Genomic DNA, 22,606 nt, shown 5'->3' on the forward strand with positions numbered 1-22,606 from the left:
AAGCTTCGTATTCATCCGCCGTTGACGCCGCGCCATCGACCATAACGCCACGGCAGATACCATCGCGCGCCCGCAGGTGTGATCAGCGGCACATTGTCGATGCCGGATGTGCCCCAGGGTTGGCAGCGCAGGATCCGCGCCAGCGTCATCCATCCGCCGGCCCATAGACCGAAGCGTTCGATTGCTTCGTCGCCATACACCGAGCATGTCGGCAGATGCCGGCAGTTGTAGCCAACCAGCAGCGATAGTGTGTGGCGGTAGATCCAGATCAGCCCGCGCCCTGCATTGCGCGGCAGACGACGGACAGTGTTGGCACAATCCGTGCAGTGTTTTGGAGGTGACGATGAATGATCCGCGGGCGCCATGCTGAACTATGTACGTAGTTTTTCGGGTGTTCCAAGCGCGGAACTCAATGCGTGCAGATATTTACGCCACAGTTCGCAACTATCGCACCGCAGTATACCGGAGCACGCCAAGGTATTATGGACGACACAGGACAGGACAGTTACCGTTTCAGCCACGCTTCGATGACAGAATCATGTCGCGTTGAAGTGGGGCCGTTGCCATCGCTCCCTAAAGGGGGCTGCTTGGGGGAAGGAACCAAATTGAGGTTTGCAAGGTCGCTGAAAATTCGCGGCTGGGCGCTTCTCGGCGCCACCGCCTTTTGTCTCGCACTGCCTGGCGCGATCACGACGCTGGGCAACTCGGCGCACGCCGGCGGCACCCTCGAAGAACGCAAGCAGCCGATGCATTTCAAGTGGAATGCTTGCCAGCCCGATTGCAGGGGCTGGGTCTCAGCGGTCGGCATCGTGACATCAGATAGTCCGAGAGAGTTCGACGAGTTCGCCAAGGGCCGCCAGCTCGCCGGCGCGACCATCGTGCTGGATTCCAGCGGCGGCTCGGTCAACGATTCCATCGCGCTTGGCCGGCGGTTCCGCGGTCTCGGCGCGCTGACCACGGTAGGCGCCACCGTGCGCACGCAGGCCCCGCAAGGCGAACGCGCGAGCGTGACGCCGGAAGCCCATTGCGAGTCGATGTGCGTGTTCCTGCTTCTCTCGGGCAAGACCCGTTACGTGCCGCCGGGCGCGCATGTCCGCGTGCACCAGATCTGGATGGGCGATCGCGCCGACGACGCCAAGGCCGCGACCTACACCGCGCAAGACCTGATGATCGTGGAGCGGGACATCGGCCGGCTCGCGAAATTTACCTTCGACATGGGCGGCACCGGCGATCTGCTCTCGCTCGCGCTCAGCGTGCCGCCGTGGGAAGATCTGCACGAGATGTCGGGCGGTGAATTGCGCCTGACCAATCTCGTCACGACCGATGCGGTCGCCGATGTGTTCCCGCAGGACAATGCGTCGGTGCCGATGGCGGAGGCGAAGCCTGCCAAGCCGCAGGACCGCTTCGCCAGTTCCGCCGTCGAGGGCGACGCGCAACCGCAGGGCAAATCCACCAAGACCGCCGAGGCCGCGGCTCCGACCGGCGGCTCCGCGACTGCGCCGGCCCCGCCGCAGCAGAAGTAAAACGCATCTACACAAGCGGTGTCATCATCCGCCTTGTGCGCAATTGCGCACTGAGGCGGATGATCCGGTACGCCGCAGCATCTGTAATTGATCGGGATTTCTCGGCGTACTGGATGCCCGCCGGAGCCTGTCATCGGGCTCGCCGCAGGCGAGACCCGTTGGCGGGCATGACGACGGTGTATTAGGCAGGACTTATCCCTTAACGGGACTTATCCCTTAAGCCTGCGCCGGCTGCTTCGCTCTGGCCTCGATCTGGCCGATGGCATCTACCACGGCGTCGAAGGTCAGCATGGTCGAGGCGTGGCGGGCCTTGTAGTCGCGAACCGGTTCGAGCAGGGCGATGTCAGCCCATTTGCCTTGCGGGGGACCGCCGTTTTCCTTCAGCATCTTGCGCACGGTTTCTCGCAGTTCACGTAACTCGCCAGCCGTCGAGCCGACCACATGGCTTGCCATGATCGAGGAGGAGGCTTGTCCCAGCGCGCAGGCCTTCACGTCATGGGCGAAGTCGGTGACCACGGGCCCCTCCATCTTCAGGTCGACCTTGACGGTCGAGCCGCACAGTTTGGAGTGGGCGGTGGCGCTGGCATGGGGGTCGGGGAGGCGGCCGAGGCGGGGGATATTGCCCGCCAGTTCGATGATCCGCTTGTTGTAGATGTCGTTCAGCATGAGAATCGGTGTCCCGGGCGGCGGTCTGAGCGCCCTTGGCGGCTGGGTTTCATCCTCCTATATATGGACTGGAACGGCCGAAAAACAGCCCGGCCTTTCGCCGAGGCGTGCCGAAATGGAAACCAATTCGCCCGCCAACGTATTGTGATGGGACTCAGGCGTCCGGCGGCAAAACCGCCCCCGTCTGCCCGGTGACACTCCGGTCCTTCGGGCCGGTCGAACGGAGAAGACATGGACGCATTGATCAAATCCCTCCGCCCCGGCAAGGCGCCTGACTTGAAGCCTTCTGAAGTCAAATCGCCCGATGTGGCCCCGGAAACACGCCCGGCCGAGCTCGATCCGGCCGAGTTCCTGGCGGCTGCCGTTCGCGCCGACCTGCCGCGCCCGTCGCGCGCAGAGGCCGAACAGGCCGTGCACGTCTTGCTCAGCTATATCGGCGAGAATCCCGGCCGCGAGGGCCTGCTGGATACGCCGCGCCGGGTGGTCGAAGCCTTCGACGAACTCTATCAGGGCTACCACCAATGCCCGGCCGAGGTGCTCGACCGCACCTTTGGCGAAACCGCCGGCTATGACGATTTCGTGCTGGTCCGCGACATCGAATTCACCTCGCAATGCGAGCACCACATGATGCCGTTCTACGGCAGGGCGCATATCGCCTATACACCGGTCGAGCGGGTGGTGGGATTGTCCAAGCTGGCGCGGCTGACCGATATCTTCGCCCGGCGCCTGCAGACCCAGGAGCACCTGACCGCCCAGATCGCGGCCGCGATCGACGAGGTCTTGAAGCCTCGCGGCGTTGCCGTGCTGATCGAGGCGGAGCATACCTGCATGTCGGTGCGCGGCGTCGCCAAGCATGGCGCGATGACGTTCACCAGCCGGTTCACCGGCATGTTCCGCGACAATCCGGCGGAACAGCAGCGTTTCCTGTCCCTGGTGCGAGGACCGAGCCGGTAACCTCGCTTGAAGTTTGCGAGGCTTTCCGTGTCCGCTTCAAAACATAACCATGACCGCGAAGAAGGGCTGGAATTCCAGCCCAAGTTCGACGCGTCCGGGCTCGTGACCGTTGTCGCGACCGACGCTGCGACCGGCGACGTGCTGATGGTCGCGCACATGAATGACGAGGCGCTGCGCAAGACGATCGCGAGCGGCGAGGCGTGGTACTTCAGCCGTTCGCGCAGTGCGTTGTGGCGAAAAGGTGAGACGTCGGGTCAGACCCAGCGCGTGGTCGAGATGCGCCTGGATTGCGATCAGGACGCGGTCTGGATCAGGGTAGAGCAGATCGGCGCCGCCTGTCACACCGGCCGGCGCTCGTGTTTCTACCGCAAGGTCGATTCTTCTGCCGATGGCGGCGCGCGATTGTCATTCGTCGACGCCGACCGCCTGTTCGATCCAAAGGCGGTTTACCACGAATAGCTTCGGTCCGTCCGGCCGGACGCCGGATCATTCCAGCAGCTCGGCGATCATGCGGGCGGCACGCCTTGCCCCATCGGCCTCGACTGGTTTCGGCTTATCCGGGCTCGACAAAGCCTGCATCATCGCATCGGCAATCATATCCGGCGTGGAGGCGGCGAAATCCATTTGAATGCCCGCGCCATAGCGGCGGAGGCGGTGAGCGACATGAAAATTCTGCTCAAAATGATTTCGCAGCGGAAAATAGACGAACGGCGTGCTGGCGGCGGCAAGCTCCATGCAGGTGGTGAGCCCGCCTTGCACCAGCGCAAGATCGCAGGCCGCGAGATGGCGGTCGAGATTGGCGACGAAGGCGCGCATCTCGACGCCCTCGGGCGCGACCATGGCCGCTGCATCGATGCGCGGGCCGGCGACGACGATCATGCGCAAGTCCGTAAGCTTGGCCTTTACGATCGGATAGGCCTGGAGGATGCGTCGTATCAGGTGCGCACCGATGCCCGAGCCGCCGACGGTGACGATGCAAATCCGCTCGTCGTTGCGGTAACCCAGCCTTTCGCGAAGCTGTTCCCGGCTGCCGAAGTTTTGGGGATGCTCACCGATGACATAGCCGGCAAAATCGAAATGCTTTGGTATCCAGTCGCGCATCGGAGGCAGACCTGTGCCGAACGACAGCGGCGCGATGTCTTCAGGTGCGCCGACGAAAATCGAGCGATCGCGCACCGCCGGATGTCGTTCGATGTGCTCGATCATCTCCGCATTATAGTCGGTCGTCAGGAGCGCCTCATGCTCGCCGCCGGATGGCATCGGGACGTAACCGACAAAGTCCGTCAGCCAGGCAAGCTTCGCCTTCTTCAGCTCGGGGTGCTCGTGCCAGTAATGATCGATGTCCCAGGCCTCGTCCGCGATCACGAGGTCATAGGCGCCTTGCTCGACCGCCTCCTGGAAGGTCATGAAATTCTTGATCAGCACTTCATCCATGCGGCGGAGCGCCTGAAAGCAGTGCAATTCGTGCTCGCCGCTTTCGAGCTCGATGTGTCGCGTCTCGCTGGCAAGCCGCGCGCTTAGCGGATGAACATGCTCGTTGCTGGCCTCTAACAGGCGGGTGACCGGGTCCTGCGCCAACCAGTCCACGCTGAGATTGGGATGCAACCTGCGCATCTCGTGCGCGATGGCAATATCGCGGCGGCCATGCCCGAGGCCGATCGGCGACGAAAGGTAGAGGGCACGTTTCCCGGCCCCGTTGCGCCGGACAGTCCCGCGCGCCGGCGCCGTGATACCGAGCCGTCGGTCGATAAAGTCGCTGATCAGGGTGTTCGCCTTTGCAGGATACCGCCCGAGAGGGTTATGGCCGCCGCCTTTGATCGTGACGAACTCCGAGCCGCTCACCTCGGTGTGCGCGGCCTCCGCGCGCGCGTGAAGCTGAATCTGGTCGTTGTCGCCGTGGATGAACAGCACCGGACAACGGATCTTGCGGTACATCTCTTCGCTGACGTCGAAGCGGGGTGGAATGTTGCGCGCTTCCACCGTGTTGATCAGCGTCGGCCCGCTGGTCTCGACGGCCCAGCCGATTCCGTCCTCGATCTGCTTGGTTGAATGCGGCTCACTGCAGATGTTGCGAATGAAGAACTCGGCGAAGTCAGGATAGTTCTTCAGCCAGTAATCGCGGTTGTACTTGTCCCAACCTTCGTAACTTTCCCGCTCCGCCGAAAAGTGCGAGGCGGCCAACCTTGCGTAGGGCGGAGATCCGATGGTTGAGACCGTACCGACAAGAACCGCTGCCCTGACGCGCTCGGGATGATACGCCGCCAGGATGGAGGCGAGCAGGCCGCCGAACGAAAGTCCGACCAGGATCGACTGGCCGACGTCGAGAGCATCCATGACGGCGAGTGCGTCGGCCAGGTAATTGTCCAGCGTGTAGGCGGTGACATCCTTCGGCCGGTCGGATTTGCCGTTGCCTCGGCCGTCATAGGTGATGCAGCGGAAGCGCTCGCTGAAGTAGGGTAGCTGCGCCTTGTAGATTCGCGAGTGAACGATGCTCCAGGGCGGGATGAACAGCATGGTTTCAGGCGCGTCACCGTAGATTTCGTAGGCGAGATTCACGCCGTCGCGGGTAACCAGCCCCTCACGATCCGGCAGTTTTGCGCGCATGCTTCACCTCTTGTCTGACGAGGTACCTTCCGCAATCCGGATGAGGTCACCGACGCGACGAAGCGACGCCCGTATCGGCGAACCCTTCTTCTCCAGGCCAAGCAGGAACAGGCTTTCGCCTCCGATAAAGCTGGCGGCGGCGATCGCGCCGGCTTCCTCCGCCGAGAAGGGGCCGAGGGGGCCGATCTTCGCTTCAGCCGCCCGTGCCAGGCCCACGATCAGATCGATCCAACCCATGATGCCGGCGCGGATCACCTTGGCGACTTCCGCGTCATGCCAGCTCACGGCGATCAACTCCTGCAGCACCCGCACATAGCCTGAGGCAATGTCCTCATCGAGGTAGTCGCAGGCGCGGTCCCACTGCTCGGACAGTTTCAGGGATGGGTCTCCGAACAATCTGTTCTGCCGGTCCAGAAGCTGGGCATTGAGATATTCGAACAGCTGGAGGACCAGGTTCTGCTTGGAGCCAAAATGATAGTGAATTTGGCTGAGCGGCACACCCGCTTCCGCCGCGACCTCCCGGGTCGAGAGGCCCGCATAGCCGGAATGACGCAGCACCTTCTTGGCCGCCTCGAGCAGGCTCGTGCTGGTCTCAATCTTCTTCACTGCGGTGCGCGCCATATTGTCTCGCGATGTGATTGATCTCAGCCAAACGCTACATGAATTCCGGCTGCAAAGGCTAGGCGCGCCGTCTCGCCTGCGGCTTGCTGTCTTGATATCCAGGCGTCGATGCCCGGCGCGACGCCGGGCATCGTGGCTGCGACTAACCCAAATCATCCGCACGCGCTCTGCGTCCCGGCAGCGGGATCAGCATCGATACCTGCTCCCGGTAGCGGCGGTACTGGTCGCCGAACAGCGCGATGAGATCGCGCTCCTCCAGCCAGATGCCGATCAGGATGTAGCCCGTGGTCGCGATGGCGAACAGCAGATGCCCGGTCGTCATTACGGGCGTCGCCCAGAAGGCGATCAGGAACCCGAGATAGATCGGGTGCCGGACCGACTTATAGAGCATCGGCGTCTTGAATTTGGCCGGCGGCAACTCCTGCCTGAGCAGGCGCGCCAGCACCTGACGCAAGCCGAACAACTCGAAATGGTTGATCATGAAAGTGCTGGCGAGCACCACGGTCCAGCCGATCCAGGAGATCGCCTCAAGCATGATCGCGCCAAGGGGATCGGTCACCGACCAGATGATGTCTGTCATCGGCCGCCACTGCCAATAGAGCAGGAGCAATGCGAGGCTGGCAAGCAGCACGAACGTCGCGCGCTCGACCGCAGGCGGCACGAGGCGTGTCCACCAGCGCTTGAAGGCGGGACGCGCCATCACGCTGTGCTGGATAGCGAACAGGCCGAGCAGCAGGACGTTGATGATCAGGGATGGAATGAACGGCCCCGGCTGGCCGCTGTCGATGGTTTTGGGTACCGGCAGGTTACCCACGAAGGCAATCGCATAGAGGAAGGTGGCGAGAAACAACAGGTAGGTAACGATGCCGTAGAGCATCGCAACCAGGCCGCCGGCGGTGGTCTTTGCAGAGGGAGGATTGATGGCGTGATCACTCATGAGCTGATCCTGTTTCCGGAAAGTTGAAGGCGGATGCCCGTGCAATGTTCATCAGTCGGGGAAGCCGTCGCCCGGCACTTCCCCGCCATTCCGCGGCCGTCCGACCGCTACTAATAGGTCGGTCGATCGACCGAAAAATTCAACCCGCGGTGCGGTTTTTTTGAGGCGAGGGGCCCCTTAACGCGCCATTAACTATAATTGCGGCAGTTTCGACCGCGTATAGGCGCTGATTGCCAGGGCCTTGAGAGCCCGCGCGGTCGTTTCGCGAGGAGCGGGGCACCAAAGACATGTCGGTCGACACAACGAGCGCCACGGCTGCGGCAGGTGTCGATCCCACGCGCGCGAAGATTGCGGGCTCGATCAGGCAGGCCGCCTCGACCACCGGCGCCAGCTTCGAATATCTGCTCGCCACCGCGAAGATGGAATCCAATTTCAACCCGAAGGCCGCCGCCACCACCTCGTCGGCGCGGGGGCTGTTTCAGTTCATCGACCAGACCTGGCTCGGCACGGTGAAAGAGGCGGGCGCCCATCTCGGCTACGGCAAATATGCCGAGGCCATCACCAAAGATCCTTCCGGCAGCTATTCGGTCAGCGACCCCGACGCGCGCGCGGCAATCATGAAGCTGCGCGACGATCCGGAAGCCGCCTCGTCGATGGCGGCGGTGCTGACCCAGTCCAACAGTTTCAAATTGACTGGCAAGATCGGCCGCCGCCCGACCGACGCCGAACTCTATATGGCGCATTTCATGGGCGTCGGCGGCGCCGGCAAGCTGATCCAGAGCGCCGAAGACAATCCGAACGCTTCCGCCGCGCGGATGTTTCCGAACGCGGCCGCGGCCAACCAGTCGATCTTCTACGACCGCTCGGGAAAGGCCCGCAGCGTCTCCCAGGTCTATTCGGTGCTGAACACGCGCTACGCGGCTGCCGCCAGTTCGCCGGTGACGCGCACCGCGATGGCGGCCGCCGGCGGCGATCTGCCGAGGCGTATCACGGTCGCGAGCAACGCCGCGCCGGCGACGACGGCGATCGACAACGCCGCCTATCTGTCGAGCTTCCCGGATCAGCGCAGCGTGACGCCGGTTGCCGCAACGTCGCAGACTGCCGCTGCGTCACCCGAGCCGATCTTCCGTTCGCTGTTCCAGGCTGGCGAACGCTCGCAGCCGATCTCGCCGGCGGTGCAGGAATTGTGGGGCAGTAATTCGTCGCTAACCCCGGTTGCGTCAGCAACCTCGGTTGCATCAGCAACCTCGGTTGCCTCCGCGAGCACCGTGTTGTCGGGACACAAGCCCGAGGTGCGCGCACCCGGCCGGCTCGATCTCTTTAGCGACCGCAACGGCACGTTCAGCAGCTAGTTTGCAGGGGGGCAAAGCGCAGCGTGCCCACCATTCAAGAACACCGACGTGGATAGACGGTGGGCACCGCGCAAAAGCGCCTTTGTCCACCCTACGCAACTCACCCTGATCGACGACAATGGTGATGGAGCAGGGTCCTTTGCGCGGGATTCCCTGCCGGATGTGCCAACGCCCATCATCTGGTGAACCGCTCGAACGCTTCGGCGATCTTCATCGTTGTTGGCTCGCGGAAGCCGGGAGAGGAAAGGTTCCATTATCCCGACGACGCCATCAAATATTAACGAGGCGTTGCCGCGCCCTTAACAAAACGTCAATAAAACCAGCCGTTTATGGTGAACCCTTTGTTAAGCGTCGTGGTTTATTTTTTCTAATAGTGGCACCGCGTCACGGTGTCGTCACAGGTTGCGTAAGCCAGGACCATGATCGTTCGGCAGTTCATTAGTTGGATTCGTACCGCTCCGGCAGGCGAGCGGGCAGAGGCGACGCGGGCTTTGGCGCGGGCCTGGTTGATTTCAGATCTCAGCGAGGACGATCGCATCGCCGCCGAAGGCGCGCTGCTGATGCTGCTCGACGATCCGTCGCCGCTGGTCCGCCAGGCCATGGCGGAAGTATTTTCGCGCAGCCCGGACGCGCCGGCAGCGATCGTGCAGGCGCTTTCGCTCGACCAGCCCTCGATCGCGCTGCCGGTACTCGAGCATTCACCGCTTCTGATCGATGCCGACCTCGTCGACATCGTCGCGACCGGCAACAGCGACATGCAATGCGCCATTGCCCGCCGCATCAACCTGCCGCCCTCGGTTTCCGCTGCCATTGCCGAAGTCGGCTCGGCGGCCGCAGCGCTCGAACTGATCGAAAACGCCTACGCCGAACTGGCGCCGTTTTCCTGGGACCGCATCGTCGAACGTCACGGCCATCTCGCCGCGATCCGGGAATCGATGCTGGTGCTGGAAGGCCTTCCCGCCGCCACCCGCGTTGCGCTGATCGCCAAACTCTCCGACACGCTGGCGCAATTCGTCGTCGCGCGTAACTGGCTGAGCGCCGACCGGGCAGGGCGGCTTGCGAGCGAAGCGCGCGAGCGCTCGACCATGAACATCGCGGCGCGTTCGCGCGGTGAGGACATGCAGGGCTTGGTGCAGCACCTGCGCGCCACCGGGCAATTGACGGCAGGCCTGATCCTGCGCGCGCTGTTGTCGGGCAATATCGAGCTGTTCGATGCGGCGCTGGCCGAACTGGCCGATCTGCCGCTGGCCCGCGTGACGGCGCTGCTGCACGACCGCGGCGGCGCCAGCCTGCAGGCGCTCCTGATCCGTGCGGGTCTTCCCGAATCGACCTTCGCGGCGTTTCGCGTGGCGCTCGAGGTCAGCCATGAAACCGGCTATGTCGATACCATTGGAGGCGCGGCGAGGCTGCGCCGCCGCATGGTCGAGCGCGTGCTGACCCATTGTGAGACCGACCGCAAGGCCGCCGAGCCGCTATTGATCCTGCTGCGGCGCTTCGCGACCGAGTCCGCGCGCGAAGAAGCCCGCATGTTTTGCGAGGAACTGGTCGCCGACGAAGCGTTCGTGCCGCCCGAGCGCGATCTGATCGCGGCGTAAATTCGAAAATTTCGTAGGGTGGGCAAAGCGAAGCGTGCCCACCATCTTCAACGCATGATCGGAAACATCAATGGTGGGCACGGCGCAAGTGCGCCTTTGCCCACCCTACGAAGCTGCGACAACGCGAGAGAGCGGCGACTCTCACTCCGCCGGCACAATACTCGGCGCCAGGATCGCTTCGAGATGTTCGGGGCGGTCGCGGTTGACCTTGAGCAAAAATTCGTCCGCGACCCCGCGCAGCTGCTTGCTGAGCTTGCTCGCCATCGTGGCGGTGTCGAGCTTGGTGCGTTCGCGCACGATCGCCTGAATGGCGTTGATGTGGTGGGTGATCAACTCCGCCGGGACCTGGTCGAGGTCGGGCGCGTGTTCGATGATGCGGCAGAGGCTTTCGGCGGCAGCACCCGCGGAAGGGAAGCCGAACGTGGCGGCGTCGCCCTTGATGTCGTGGGCGGCGCGAAACAGCTCTTCGCGGTTGTCGGTGGTGAAGCCGTCGCGGAGAACGACCGCATGCGCCGCCGAGAGCCGGTCGGCCTCGATCGTCATCCAGTTCTTGAATTCGCCGGACAGTCCGGCGAGCGCCTTTTCCGCGCGCCCGACGGGATCGTCGAGGTCGGATTCGGGAACGCGCAGCAATGCCTTGCGCAGGGAGTTGGGCTGCGTGATCACGTGGTGATCGCCAAACGACTTGACCTGTATCGTCCCGGGCTTTTCTTTCGCCATGATGGTCTCTCCAGGCTGGCGCTAGACGGCCGAGCGCGCCTTGTCGAGCAGCGACGGCTGTTGCATGACTTCCACCTCGCCGCCGACGCGGCGCTCGGGGCCGATATAGGCGTTGTTGGTGTTGCGCCGGCGGTCGGGGCCGAAATAGGTCTTGGTCTTGATGAAGGGGCGCGGGTTGGCGACGACGTTGAGAATGCGCTGGTAGAGTCCCTTGGCCGAGATCGGCTTCGCCAAAAACTCGGTGACGCCGGCATCGCGTGCGACGGTCACGCGGCGCTTCTCCGAATGCCCGGTCAACATGATGATCGGCGCGTAGGGGTTGCCCTTCGATTCCGGCTGCCGGATCATCTGCGCCAGTTCGAGGCCGTCGAAGATCGGCATCGACCAGTCGGTGATGACGATATCGGGCACGTAGTGGCTGTACATTTCCAGCGCGGTGGCGCCGTCCTCGGCCTCATAGGCCTCGCGCGCGCCGAACGAATGCAACAGCGTCCGCAAGATGCGGCGCATGTGCGGATTGTCATCGCAAATCAGAAACCGCAGCTTGTTGAAGTCGATGCGATACATGGTCCGGCCCGGCCCAGCAAAACAGTATACTGGTGTTAACCATATCGCGGCGCTCGTTAAGGAATGGTTGCGAAGCCGGCCTATCAGGCTCGCGCGAATACCCGATGGCGCTACTTTTTTCGGATAGGAACCCGCCTCAAGGTCAACGGGCGGTCACCGGGCGGGCGTCAGGACCCGAACTGCTCGCGCAGGATGCGTTCCTCGAGGCTGTGACCGGGGTCGAACAGCATCCGCATCGAGATCGTCTTGTCGGACAGCACCTCGACGCGGCAGACATCGCGCACGTCGTCATGGTCGGCGGCGGCCGCGACCGGACGTTTCTCGCCCTCGAGCACCTCGATGACAACGAAAGCGGAGTTGGGGAGCAGGGCGCCGCGCCAGCGGCGCGGGCGGAAGGCGCTTATCGGGGTCAGCGCCAACAGCGCGGCGTTGATCGGCAGGATCGGCCCCTGGGCCGAGAGATTATACGCGGTGGAGCCGGCCGGCGTCGCCACCAGGATGCCATCGGCGATCAATTCCGCCATCCGCTCGTGCTCGTCGATCAGGATGCGCAGATGCGCGGCCTGGTTGGTCTGGCGAAACAGCGCGACCTCGTTGATGGCGTGATGCAGGTGCACCGTGCCATGGATGTCGGTGGCGCGCATCAGGAGCGGATTGATCAGGGATTCCCGCGCCGCCGCCAGCCGCGTCTGCAGGTCGTGCGTGGTGTATTCGTTCATCAGGAAGCCGACGGTGCCGCGATGCATGCCATAGATCGGCTTGCCCGAGCGCATGTGGCGATGCAGCGTCTGCAGCATCAATCCGTCGCCGCCGAGCGCCACCACGACGTCGGAATCGTCGGCATCATGATTGCCGTAGAGCTTGACGAGCTGCGCCAGCGCGGCCTGCGCCTCGGTGCTTGCGCTTGCGACAAAGGCGATCCGGTCGTATCGCTTGGGGGTGGCCATTGGACGACGAACTCTCGGGTAGCGCCAGGATTGGGTGGCGCCGGATTGCGCCGCGCTCGTCTATACACCTTAGGCAGGCTTGTCGAGATAGCCGGGCGGCTCTTTCGCGCCGGTAACGTAAACCGCTGGTCATCAGGGCGTCATTTTTCCTGCAACGTCCGGATCGGGTCCCAATCCTCGCCCGGCGGGTTTTGGGCCAATTCCCGGGCCCGCGCCGCAAACAACGATGCCGGCCGGTCGATGTCGGCCGAACGGCCGAAATACTGCGCGGCGCGCCCGAATTCGCGGGCCCGCCACTGCGCAAGCCCGTCGGCGTAGTCGGTGATCAATACCGCTTGCGAGGATGTCAGCCCGGCCGACAGCGCCAGCAATTCGTAGATTTTCAGCGCCTGGGTTCGCCCCTTGACCCTGATGGCGTCGAGTTCGCGCCAGGCGAAGGCTTCGCCGGTGAGGGCTACAGTGGTCTCGGAAGCGATGATGGTGGTGCCGTAGAATTTGTTGGCGCCCTCCAGCCGCGAGGCGAGATTCACGGCGTCGCTCATTACCGAGTAGTTGAAGCGCCGCCGTGATCCGAAATTGCCGACCAGCGCCTCGCCGGAATTGATGCCGATCCGCTGCGCCAGCTTGTATTCCTGGAACAGGGCGGATGAAGCGTTGAGTTCGGCCAGTTGCGCGCAACAATCCAGCGCGGCGCGCGCCGCATTGGCGGCATGATCGGGGTCGTCCGCCGGCGCGCCGAACACCGCCACGACGGAGTCGCCGATATATTTGTCGACATATCCGCCGTGACGCTCGATGACGTCGGTCATCGCCGAAAGATATTCGTTCATCAGCTCCATCAGGTTGTCGGGCGACATCTTTTCCGCGATCAGCGAAAATCCCTCGATGTCGGAGAAGAACACCGTCACGTCGCGGGTTTCGCCGCCGAGTTCCGGCAATTTGTTCGACGACAGCATGCGGTTGATGACGTGCGGGGCGAGGTAGAGCGCAAAGCTCTTCTGCAGCAGGCGGCGGTCCTTGTCGGCGATGACGAAGCGGAAGCCGATGGTGGCGGCAAGCGCGAACAGGCTCGCCAGGAGCGGCTCGGCGATCGGCAGCGCCAGCGCATGGTTGAAGGCGATCGTGGCGCCGGCAATGCTGGCCACGATCACGGCCATCCAGGCCAATGCTGCGCTGAGCGGCCGAAACCGCCACGCGGCAACCGCCGCCAGCACCGCAAACAGGGTAGAGATCAGGAAGCGCACCAGCGGGCCGGGTTCGACCACCGCGTTGCGCGAGATCAGATTGTTGACCGCCGTCGCATGGATATAGACGCCCGCGATCGTGCTGATCCTGAAGCTGGCCATGACCGGCGTGCTCTCGGCCGCGCAGCGCGGTGCGCGCGCGCCTTCGATGCCGGTCGCAAAGCGCTTGGAGGTCTGCCGGCGATCCTCGATATCGAGAACGCTGCCGAAAATGACAACCTTTCCGGCGAACCAGCGCCGAAAGTAATCCTTGTCGTTCTTGACGGCGCAGGCGCGCAGGTCGGCAAACGAGAAAGTCGGAATGTCGTCGGCACCGCCCTCGAAGTTCAGCGTCATCGTGTTCGGAACCCGGCCGGGGACGCGGTAGCCGGCAAGCGTCAGCCTGCCGCGCTCATCGAACTCGGGTGCCGCGCCCAGCGCCCGCGACGACAGCTCGACCGCCATCGAGGGCACCTTCGCCCCGTTGACGGTGAAGCCCAGCGGCAGCCGTCGCACGATATCGTCGCTGTCGACGAAAACGTTGAGCGGGCGGATGTTCTGCTGCTGCCGTACCGCGACGCGCTGTCCGGGCGATGGCCTGACCGACTGGTTGCCGCCCAGGGTTTCTCCGAGCACCACCTTGCCGTTCGCCGCCGCAACGGCAAGCGCACGAAGGAAGTCGCGGTCGAAGCCGCGGACTTTCTCACCGAGCATGCCCTCGCCGAACGGAATCTCCGACTGCTCGATCGAGTTCTGGATCACCATGTCGAAGCCGGCCACCTTGGCGCCGCCTTCGAGCGTCGCTGACAGCACGCGGCCGATCTCTCCGGTCCAGGTCAGCATCGGCGCGCCCTTCAAGGGGGCGGTGCGCATGCTTTCCTCGTCGATCGCGACGACGACTGCCGGCGAAGCGGCCGGATCATGGCTGCGGCCGAACATCTCCCAGCGCAGGGCGGTGAGGATATCGAGGGAGAGCCCGCGGATCGGTCTGGCCACCGGAGAAATCGAAGCCGCCGCGCAGACCAGCGCGATGGCGGCAACCACCATCCTGTTGCGCGTGCTGCGCCGGATTCTCAAGCGGGATGGCCCGTCACGCCTATTCCATCCGCAGCAACCGGCCGACGATCGGCGTCGCGCCGGCCCTGGCCTGCGGGTCTACCCTGAAGACAATCCGCGATGATTTGAACGTTGCGGCATAGAGGCCGCCTGGAGCCAGCGCGACGTTCTCGCTGGCGAAATCGAGGAACCGTCCCTTGAGCTGGGTGCCGCCAAGACTAATCTCCTGACGCTCGCCCGGCACGTCGAGGCGCCGGATAACCAGCTTGCCGCGGCCTTTGGCTTCCACCAGCGGCGATGCTCCGTAAAGCGTGAGCTGCGACTGCGGCAAGGAGGCCGTGTTGTCGACACTGCGCAGCACGGTGGCGGCGACGCCGCTGGTCTCGCGCGTGGTCGCGTTGGCCTGGCTGGGATCGCAATTCGTCCTCTCGGCCTTGACCTCGGCGAGGTGGACGGCGCTCTCCTCGGTGCCGACGACGACGGTGCCGGCACCGCTGATCGTCTCGCGCCGGCATGACTTCAGGTAGCTGAGAATGACCGAGCCGCCGTCGCCGATCTTGATGACCGCCTTGGGCGTCACATAGTCCATGAATTCCGCGCCGGTGACCTTGCCCTGGACGTCCTCGACCACCGCGACCGGCGAATCTGCGATCGCCGGGGAGGCCAGCGCCAGCAGGCCAAGACAAACAGCAATCGAACGTTTCATTTTAAGTCCCCATTGAAAAGCGCAGGTTCATTAGTCGCGCCAGCGCCTGAATGGTTGCATGGATGATCAAAAATACCTGGCCGGTGCGCCGGCGGAACCGACCGATAGCACCTGACGGCCGGCGAGGACAACCACCGGGCGCACTGACCGCTTTCTCACGCGATGCTGTCGGGATTGTGATTTTCGAAAAGATTTGTGCTTGTTGTGCATCAGGGCCTCATTGTCGCAGTGTTACGGCAGAATCCGCGGGGCGGCTGGATCGCGGGGCGCGCAGGGAGCAAACGGCATGGCTTTTCGTTTCACGGCGACGCGCCCCGCGCGTCTTGCCGCTGCCCTTCTGGTCGTGTGTTGGGCAAGCAGTGCGCGCGCCGAGGAGGCCAGTTCGCCAACCTCGCAGCAGCCGGCCGCGGCCGCGGCCACACCGTCGCCATCGGGCCAGAAGGGCGGAGCAGGGCGGGGCGCCGCCGCGCCAGCGCCCTCTGCCGCCGAACAACACCGTCTGCCGCCGGATTCCACCACCACGCAGACGCTGGCGCTGCCCGGCCGCACGCTCAACTTCACAGCCACCGCAGGCTCGATCCGAATATTCGACGACAAGGGCGAGCCGCAAGCCGATATCGCCTACACCTCCTATCAACTCGACGGCGCCGATCGCGCAAGCCGGCCGGTGACGTTTCTGTTCAACGGCGGCCCCGGCGCGTCCTCGGCCTGGCTGCAGTTCGGCGATGCCGGCCCTTGGCGCATCTCGATCACGGGTGAGAGCGCCGTGTCATCCGCGACGCCTGATCTGCTGCCCAACGCCGAGACCTGGCTCGACTTCACCGATCTCGTCTTCATCGATCCCGTCGGCACCGGCTACAGCCGCTTCGTTGCGTCCGGCGAGGACGTGCGCAAGCGGTTCTTTTCGGTCGATGGCGACGTCAATTCGATCGCGCTCGTGATCCGGCGCTGGCTGGAAAAATACGACCGTTTGCTGTCACCGAAATTCGTCGCGGGCGAGAGCTATGGCGGCATTCGCGGGCCGAAAATCGTCCGCAATCTGCAGACCGAGCAGGGTGTCGGGGTGCGCGGGCTGATCCTGGTGTCGCCGTTGCTCGACTTCCGCGACTTTTCCGGCTCGAGCCTGCTGAAATATATGTACAGCCTGCCGAGCATGACGGCGGTCGCCCGTGAAGCCAGGGGCGAGACCAGGGGGCGGGTGACGCGCGCCGATCTCGCCGACGTCGAGCGTTACGCACAAGGCGAATTCATCGTCGATCTCCTCAAGGGGCAGGCCGACAAGGAGGCAACGGCGCGGCTCACGGACAGGGTGGCAACGCTCACCGGGATCGATCAGGCGGTAAGCCGCAGGCTTGCCGGGCGTTTCGAGGTTGGCGAATTTCGCCGCGAATTCGACCGGCGCAACGGCCGGGTGACCGGGCGCTACGACGGCTCGGTATCAGGCTTCGACCCCTATCCGGATTCCAACACCGCGCATTTCGGTGATCCGTCCGGCGATCCCCTGATGGCGCCGCTGACGAGCGCAGCCGTCGACCTCGCAACGCGCAAGCTCAATTGGCGGCCGGATGGCTCGTACCAATTGCTCAGCAACAGCGTGAACAGGTCGTGGGATTTCGGCCGCGGGCCGGCCGAGTCGGTTTCACAGCTTCGCGAGATTCTCGCGCTCGATCCGAAAATGAAACTGTTGGTCGGCCACGGGCTGTTCGATCTCGCCACGCCGTATTTCGCGTCCAAGGTCCTTCTCGACCAGTTGCCGGCCTATGCGAGTGCGGACCGGGTGAAGCTCGTCGTCTATCCCGGCGGCCACATGTTCTATTCGCGTGACGGCGCACGTCAGGCGTTCCGCGCGGAGGTTGAGGCGGTAATGAAGTGACAACAAAAAACCGGCGCGTCCTTACGACTGCGCCGGCTGTTCGCAATGACGTGGAGAGGTTAGTGCATCAATAAACCAATCCCGTGCCCGGCGGCTTTTCCAGCGCGGCGGCGAGCGAGCGATATTCCTCGCTTGTCGTGCCGGTGAGCTGAGCGATCCGGTTCAGGTGATATTGCGCCTGGTCGCGGTTGCCCTGTTCGACCTGCCACAGGCCGTAATACTGCCAGGTCTTGACGTGGCTCGGATCGGCCTTGAGCGCGCGCTCGTACCAGATCTGCGAGACCTTGTAGTCGCCGAGCTTGCGATAGGAGTAGCCGATCAGGTTGGCGACGGCGGCCTGGTCGTCACGGCCGAGCGCCTTGAGCTGCGTAATCGCCGAGGTGTAGTCGTGGCGGTCGTAGATCGCGGCGTAGGCGGCGCGATAACCGTTAGCGAATGCGGTCTGCTCGATGCCCGGGCGGGCTTCGCTGGATTTCTTCTTCTTCGGCGGCGGCGGCGGATCGTTATCGGGTGCGGCGTAGACGACGCTAACGACGGGGGCCGCCGCGAGCGTGAGCGACAACATGGCAAGGGTCAAAAGTCTGATCGCAAGTCTATTCATGCATCTCTCCTGATGGCCGGTTTGGCAATCCTACACCGAAGCCCGTTGATTTGAACCCCCGGCGGCCGAGAACATTCCCGCACCGCTTCCCTCGATTTCGCCAATTTTCATCGGCGGTCGCCGTCACCGGACATGACGAAGATGTCATTCAGATGAACGGAATCGAAAAGTCCGATTCAGGAGCGGTTCAGTGCGCAACCGCTAGCGTCGCCTGCATGATCGGCGAGCCCGGCCTTTCGACCGGAAATGCCCGCGGGTCCCATGGAGAAGGAGACAACCATGCTCAAGACCATTACCGCAGCGCTCGTTGCCGTTTCCGTTCTCGCCGCGCCTGCACATGCCGGCACGACTGGCAAGACCGCGCAGGCTCCGGTGAACAAGTCCACGCAGGCACCTGTCATCAAGGCTGAGGGCAAATCGAAGGCGCTGAACGCCAATGCAAGGATGGGCCGCCATCACAAGCATTATCGACATCATCGCCACCACAAGCACATCGGCTTGCACAAGACGCATGCGAAGCACATCGCGGTCAAGCACGTGACGCCGGCCGCAAAACGCAGCTGAATCTGATTCGCTGGCGCGCGTTTCGCCCCCATTGCCCCCGCGCCTTGCGAATGTCAGACCAGCCCATGCGCCATTTGCTTCGCTAATGGCCGTGGGCTGGCGCGCGCGCTCAACTTTTCGAGAGCGAAGCGAGGAGATAACCGAGTTGCGAATTCCATTTCGCCGCCGGGCGGTCTAAGAGACGGCGAAGGGCAGGGGAAGAGTTCGCTTGAGACGTTCGGCCAAATTCGCGGCGATGATGTTGCTGCCGATCATGCTGTCGGCCTGTGCCGCCGCCGTCGATGACAGCAAGCCGATCACCTTTACCGACGATCGCGGCGTCTCCAGCCAGCCGTTTCCCAAAAATTTCCGCGCCGAAATACTGTCGTTCCTGAAGACCTATCTCAACGATCCCGTCGGCGTGCGCGACGCCGTGATGGCCGAGCCGGTCGAGCGCGTCATCGGCGGGCGGCTGCGCTATGTCGCCTGTCTCCGCTTCAGTCCGCGCGAGTCCGACGGCAGCTACCGCGAGCCGCGCGAACGCGCCATCCTCTTCGTCGACGGTCGCCTCGACCGCATCATCGAAAACGCCGTCGAGCCCTGTGCGGGGATGGCGTACGCGCCATTCGCGGAACTGGAGAAAATGACGCGCTGATCGCGCGCGTCTGCCTGAGAACGCGGCTTGGCCGGGTCGGTGTTGGCAGAGTCCTTTCCTTCGCGGATTCCATGCTGGCCTCCACACGAGACTGTGATGCCTTGCACCCATCTGCATCGCATACGATTAAATCGGAAGGGTTGACATCGGGGTTGCACCCTTTATATCGCATACGATCCAATCGCATCAGATATAGCCGGAGTGAGAATCCATGTCCCAGCACACCAATCCAGACCGGCGCCGCTTCCTCGGTACCGCCGCCGTGACGCTTGCGGCGGCGCCGTTTGCCATGAGCGGCGCTCTCTTTGCGCAGCCCGGCGACGCCAAGCCCGGCGCTGGCGCAATCAGGCCGGGCGCCCACACCTCGTTTGCCGCGCTGAAACAGATCGAGGCCGGCGTCCTCACGATCGGTTATGCCGAAGCCGGGCCCGCCGGTGGTCCTGTCGCCATCCTCCTGCACGGCTGGCCCTACGACATCTACGCCTTCGTCGACGTCGCCCCGGTGCTGGCGTCGGCCGGCTTCCGGGTGATCGCGCCCTGGCTGCGCGGCTACGGCACGACGCGCTTCCTCTCGGGCGATACGCCGCGCAACGGCCAGCAGGGCGCGCTCGCTACCGACGTCATCGCCCTGATGGATGCGCTGAAGATCGACAAAGCGGTGGTCGCCGGCTTCGACTGGGGCGCGCGGACCGCCGACATCGTCGCGGCGATCTGGCCGGAGCGGGTCAAGGCGCTGGTCTCGGTCAGCGGCTATCTGATTGGCAGCCAGGAGGCCAACAAGAAGCCGTTGCCGCCATCGGCCGAACTGCAATGGTGGTACCAGTATTACTTCGCGACCGAACGCGGCCGGCTGGGCTACGAAAAATACCGGCGCGAATTTTCAAAGCTGATCTGGCAGCTCGCCTCGCCGAAGTGGAATTTCGATGACGCCACCTTCGAGCGCAGCGCGGCGTCCTTCGACAACCCCGACCATGTCGCCATCGTGATCCACAACTATCGCTGGCGGCTTGGTCTCGCCCCGGGCGAGGCGAAATACGACGAGCTGGAAAAGCGGCTGGCCGAATTCCCCGCCATCGCCGTGCCCACCATCACCCTTGAAGGCGACGCCAACGGCGCGCCGCATCCGGACCCCAAGGTCTACGCCAGGAAGTTTTCCGGCAAATATGCCCACCGCCTCCTCACTGGCGGGATCGGACATAACCCGCCGCAAGAGGCGCCGCAGGCCTTTGCCGACGCCGTCATCGAAGTGGCTCGCTCTTGAAGGGAGCCAGGCCCCAAGGGAGCCAGGCCCCAAGGGAGCTAGGCCCCCGCCAAGGGAACAAGGGGCCCCGCCGGCGGCCGTGAAGCCTGCCGGCGGGGCGTCCGCATTTGCGCTGTTCCCGGGACGGAACCGTGAACGAATTCGGATCACTTTTCGGCGAGGGTTGAACCTTGCCTTAGTCATCCCGGACATCAACTAAGCGGGAAACGACCCTCCTTAATGGAGGGAAAAGCCTTATGTGCAAGGGAACTAAAGCGTTTTGTTGCTGTGCCGTCACAGTGGCGCGCCATCGGGTCGCGGGCACTTGCCGCTAAGCAACCTAAATGAAGTCACGTTGTTTGGATTGGGTCCGCAACGTCCGTAACGGGGAATGAGTATGAAGAAGATTTTGCTCGGCGCTGCCGCGCTGGCCGCCATGGCGGCTCCAGCTTTTGCGGCCGACATACCGCCGCGGCCTTATGCCAAGGCGCCTGCCTATACCGCGCCTCAGGTCGTCTATAACTGGACCGGGTTCTATATCGGCGGCCATGTCGGCGGCGCCTTTGCGGGTGACAACTCCCTGCAGGGCAGCGACGCCCGCTTCCTTGGCGGCGTGCAGGGCGGCTTCGACTATCAGTTCGCGCCGAACTGGGTAATGGGTGCCGAAGCCCAGTATAGCTGGCTGCCGAACAACAATAATAATGGCGTGCTGTTTCCGGGCGGCACCCTCGTGACGTCAAACACCGACCAGCTCGGCTCGGTGACCGGCCGGCTCGGCTACACTTGGGGTCCGGCGCTGCTCTACGCCAAGGGCGGTTACGCCTGGCGCGACGGCAACAATCTCGGTGTTTCGGTGGCCGGCGTGCCGCAAGGCTTCACCACCAACGGCAGCCACAAGGACGGCTACACCGTCGGCGGCGGCCTCGAATACATGTTCGCCCCGAACTGGTCGGCCAAGGCCGAGTACCAGTATTACAATTTCGGCAACACCACCTTCACGACGGGTCCTGCCGATATCGCCGGTCGCAGCTTCCGCAACGACGAACACACCGCCAAGGTCGGCGTGAACTACCGGTTTGGTTGGGGTGGGCCTGCTGCCGCCAGATATTGATACGGCGCTTCGTATCGTCACGACAAAGGCCGGCTTCACGCCGGCCTTTTTGTTGGGGGAATTGTCGGGGGCGAGCGTGCCTCGATTGCTTTTTGGCGGGCGCGAAAAAATTTTCGCGCTGCATGCAACTTTTCGTCACGATCCGATATTATGGTTCCGGCCGGCTGGTGGGACAACGAACATGCGTGCTTTTGCGTTAGGGCTGATCTTTTCCGCAGCGGCGTTTCCGTGCCTTGCCCAAACTGTCCTGAAATCCGAACCGCTTATGCTTGCTCCCTATGAAGTCGCCTTCGTGCAGGATCCCACGTGCGGGGCCGGCAAGGTGCGCAAGGTAACCGGCGCGATCAGGGGACTGCAGCGGCGCAAGGCCTGTGTCACTCTGGCTTCGGAGCAGGCATCGCTGGTCTCGGCGACGCCATAAATCGATTTTCTTTCCGCCTCGGATGTCGTCCCCGGCGAGCGGGGCCCATACGCCGAGAGCCGTCGTTTGCCCGGGTTGCCCACCCGGCCGCCACAGCCCTTACGACGCTAACTGCAATTCCGTCTGCGCGTCGCGCTCGGCGTCGGCCTTGTTTCGGGCGGGGTCTTCATGCGGCTCGAGCTGGCACGGCTTGATCTCGTAATCATGGTCCAGCACCGGGCGAGGGGCGGTGCTGTCTTGCTCGGAGACGACATCGACCACGAGGCCGCTCTTCTGGGCAATCTTCCAGACGTCGGCCGCGGTGGGATAGGCCTTGCTGAGCTTGGCATCGTTTGAGAACAGCGCGTAGGGCATTGTCGACTCCGATAAAACGGTCAACGCGGAAGCGGGGTCCGGGTTTCAGGCTTGGCTGCCATGCAGCCATTCGACAGGCCGTTTCGGGAGCAAATTGGCTCGCTTCGGCCCATTTTCGTGGAGTCTCTGAGTCTTTAACGAGTCGTAAATCCCGGGAAAAAGAATCCCCGAGACTCGACCGCCAGAATCGCCGGATGTTTCCGGCCATGAGAACGAGCCTCCAGACCTCCTGCGAGCGTGTCCAACTCACGCTGACCGTCTGCCTGCTGGCCGCCTGCGCGGCCAACGTGGCGCTGGTCTATGCTTGGCTCTGAAAGGCTTGGCTCTGAAAGGCTTG

Annotated in this window: 24 protein-coding genes; 12 read left to right on the top strand and 12 right to left on the bottom strand. The window is 63.6% G+C overall.

Going from position 1 to position 22,606, the window contains the following annotated elements; genetic code table 11:
- Positions 1–11: 11 nt before the first annotated feature.
- On the bottom strand, positions 12–365 hold the full coding sequence (gene yidD / locus V1286_RS10215) for a membrane protein insertion efficiency factor YidD (RefSeq protein WP_334479328.1): 354 nt from the start codon (positions 363–365) through the stop codon (positions 12–14).
- A gap of 240 nt (positions 366–605) precedes the next feature.
- Here yidD and V1286_RS10220 point away from each other — a divergent pair, with 240 nt between their 5' ends.
- The gene (locus V1286_RS10220; protein ID WP_334479329.1) at positions 606–1,523 is read left to right on the top strand and encodes a COG3904 family protein; all 918 of its coding nucleotides are present in this window, start codon (positions 606–608) and stop codon (positions 1,521–1,523) included.
- A gap of 216 nt (positions 1,524–1,739) precedes the next feature.
- Here V1286_RS10220 and V1286_RS10225 read toward each other — a convergent pair whose 3' ends face one another.
- Positions 1,740–2,189, bottom strand: a complete 450-nt coding sequence (locus V1286_RS10225) for an iron-sulfur cluster assembly scaffold protein (protein ID WP_108516799.1) — start codon at positions 2,187–2,189, stop codon at positions 1,740–1,742.
- Between the two features lie 231 nt (positions 2,190–2,420).
- On the opposite strand from V1286_RS10225, the gene folE reads away from it, so the two are divergent.
- Positions 2,421–3,143, top strand: coding sequence for a GTP cyclohydrolase I FolE (gene folE, locus V1286_RS10230; RefSeq protein ID WP_108516801.1), 723 nt, complete (start codon positions 2,421–2,423; stop codon positions 3,141–3,143).
- A gap of 27 nt (positions 3,144–3,170) precedes the next feature.
- Positions 3,171–3,602, top strand: coding sequence for a phosphoribosyl-AMP cyclohydrolase (gene hisI, locus V1286_RS10235; RefSeq protein WP_334479334.1), 432 nt, complete (start codon positions 3,171–3,173; stop codon positions 3,600–3,602).
- Positions 3,603–3,629: 27 nt separating this feature from the next.
- Here hisI and V1286_RS10240 read toward each other — a convergent pair whose 3' ends face one another.
- From V1286_RS10240 to mddA, 3 genes are all read right to left on the bottom strand, one after another.
- A complete protein-coding gene (locus V1286_RS10240) occupies positions 3,630–5,747 on the bottom strand; it encodes an alpha/beta hydrolase (RefSeq protein ID WP_334479335.1) in 2,118 nt (705 codons plus the stop codon).
- Between the two features lie 3 nt (positions 5,748–5,750).
- Positions 5,751–6,368, bottom strand: a complete 618-nt coding sequence (locus tag V1286_RS10245) for a TetR/AcrR family transcriptional regulator (protein ID WP_334479337.1) — start codon at positions 6,366–6,368, stop codon at positions 5,751–5,753.
- Between the two features lie 142 nt (positions 6,369–6,510).
- Positions 6,511–7,305 carry a methanethiol S-methyltransferase gene (gene mddA / locus V1286_RS10250; protein WP_334479339.1) on the bottom strand — a complete coding sequence of 265 codons (795 nt, stop codon included), beginning with the start codon at positions 7,303–7,305 and terminating at the stop codon, positions 6,511–6,513.
- Between the two features lie 287 nt (positions 7,306–7,592).
- On the opposite strand from mddA, the gene V1286_RS10255 reads away from it, so the two are divergent.
- Positions 7,593–8,657, top strand: a complete 1,065-nt coding sequence (locus tag V1286_RS10255; RefSeq protein WP_334479341.1) for a transglycosylase SLT domain-containing protein — start codon at positions 7,593–7,595, stop codon at positions 8,655–8,657.
- 419 nt (positions 8,658–9,076) lie between these two features.
- On the top strand, positions 9,077–10,252 hold the full coding sequence (locus tag V1286_RS10260; RefSeq protein ID WP_108516815.1) for a DUF2336 domain-containing protein: 1,176 nt from the start codon (positions 9,077–9,079) through the stop codon (positions 10,250–10,252).
- Between the two features lie 141 nt (positions 10,253–10,393).
- On the opposite strand, the gene V1286_RS10265 is transcribed toward V1286_RS10260, so the two are convergent.
- From V1286_RS10265 to V1286_RS10285, 5 genes are all read right to left on the bottom strand, one after another.
- Positions 10,394–10,972 (bottom strand): Hpt domain-containing protein, encoded by a 579-nt coding sequence (locus tag V1286_RS10265; protein WP_334479343.1) that lies wholly within the window; start codon positions 10,970–10,972, stop codon positions 10,394–10,396.
- Positions 10,973–10,993: 21 nt separating this feature from the next.
- A complete protein-coding gene (locus tag V1286_RS10270) occupies positions 10,994–11,539 on the bottom strand; it encodes a response regulator (RefSeq protein ID WP_025590237.1) in 546 nt (181 codons plus the stop codon).
- A gap of 167 nt (positions 11,540–11,706) precedes the next feature.
- Positions 11,707–12,486 carry an NAD kinase gene (locus V1286_RS10275; RefSeq protein WP_108516819.1) on the bottom strand — a complete coding sequence of 260 codons (780 nt, stop codon included), beginning with the start codon at positions 12,484–12,486 and terminating at the stop codon, positions 11,707–11,709.
- A gap of 140 nt (positions 12,487–12,626) precedes the next feature.
- Entirely contained in the window at positions 12,627–14,756 is a 2,130-nt protein-coding gene (locus V1286_RS10280) for an adenylate/guanylate cyclase domain-containing protein (RefSeq protein WP_334479345.1), read from the bottom strand.
- Between the two features lie 49 nt (positions 14,757–14,805).
- The gene (locus tag V1286_RS10285) at positions 14,806–15,471 is read right to left on the bottom strand and encodes a hypothetical protein (RefSeq protein WP_334479347.1); all 666 of its coding nucleotides are present in this window, start codon (positions 15,469–15,471) and stop codon (positions 14,806–14,808) included.
- Between the two features lie 286 nt (positions 15,472–15,757).
- On the opposite strand from V1286_RS10285, the gene V1286_RS10290 reads away from it, so the two are divergent.
- Entirely contained in the window at positions 15,758–17,344 is a 1,587-nt protein-coding gene (locus V1286_RS10290) for a S10 family peptidase (protein ID WP_334479348.1), read from the top strand.
- A 67-nt stretch (positions 17,345–17,411) separates the two neighbouring features.
- Here the strand turns inward: V1286_RS10290 and V1286_RS10295 are convergent, their stop codons facing one another.
- The gene (locus tag V1286_RS10295; RefSeq protein WP_334479349.1) at positions 17,412–17,945 is read right to left on the bottom strand and encodes a tetratricopeptide repeat protein; all 534 of its coding nucleotides are present in this window, start codon (positions 17,943–17,945) and stop codon (positions 17,412–17,414) included.
- A 279-nt stretch (positions 17,946–18,224) separates the two neighbouring features.
- Here V1286_RS10295 and V1286_RS10300 point away from each other — a divergent pair, with 279 nt between their 5' ends.
- The 5 genes from V1286_RS10300 (at position 18,225) to V1286_RS38870 (ending at position 21,915) form a co-directional block, all read left to right on the top strand.
- Complete coding sequence (locus V1286_RS10300) at positions 18,225–18,509, top strand: His-rich protein BRANT (protein ID WP_334479351.1); 285 nt, start codon at positions 18,225–18,227, stop codon at positions 18,507–18,509.
- A gap of 208 nt (positions 18,510–18,717) precedes the next feature.
- A complete protein-coding gene (locus tag V1286_RS10305) occupies positions 18,718–19,143 on the top strand; it encodes a hypothetical protein (protein ID WP_334479353.1) in 426 nt (141 codons plus the stop codon).
- 211 nt (positions 19,144–19,354) lie between these two features.
- On the top strand, positions 19,355–20,404 hold the full coding sequence (locus V1286_RS10310; protein WP_334479355.1) for an alpha/beta fold hydrolase: 1,050 nt from the start codon (positions 19,355–19,357) through the stop codon (positions 20,402–20,404).
- A 376-nt stretch (positions 20,405–20,780) separates the two neighbouring features.
- Complete coding sequence (locus tag V1286_RS10315) at positions 20,781–21,494, top strand: outer membrane protein (RefSeq protein ID WP_334479356.1); 714 nt, start codon at positions 20,781–20,783, stop codon at positions 21,492–21,494.
- Positions 21,469–21,915 carry a hypothetical protein gene (locus V1286_RS38870; protein WP_417021123.1) on the top strand — a complete coding sequence of 149 codons (447 nt, stop codon included), beginning with the start codon at positions 21,469–21,471 and terminating at the stop codon, positions 21,913–21,915. Before V1286_RS10315 ends, V1286_RS38870 begins: the two co-directional genes overlap by 26 nt.
- A 99-nt stretch (positions 21,916–22,014) precedes the next feature.
- On the opposite strand, the gene V1286_RS10325 is transcribed toward V1286_RS38870, so the two are convergent.
- On the bottom strand, positions 22,015–22,269 hold the full coding sequence (locus tag V1286_RS10325) for a hypothetical protein (RefSeq protein ID WP_108516840.1): 255 nt from the start codon (positions 22,267–22,269) through the stop codon (positions 22,015–22,017).
- Positions 22,270–22,475: 206 nt separating this feature from the next.
- Between V1286_RS10325 and V1286_RS10330 the strand changes: the two genes are divergently transcribed.
- The gene (locus V1286_RS10330) at positions 22,476–22,583 is read left to right on the top strand and encodes a glucose transporter (RefSeq protein WP_334479358.1); all 108 of its coding nucleotides are present in this window, start codon (positions 22,476–22,478) and stop codon (positions 22,581–22,583) included.
- Positions 22,584–22,606 lie beyond the last annotated feature (23 nt).

The organism is Bradyrhizobium algeriense, from assembly GCF_036924595.1.
GTDB classification, from domain to species: domain Bacteria; phylum Pseudomonadota; class Alphaproteobacteria; order Rhizobiales; family Xanthobacteraceae; genus Bradyrhizobium; species Bradyrhizobium algeriense.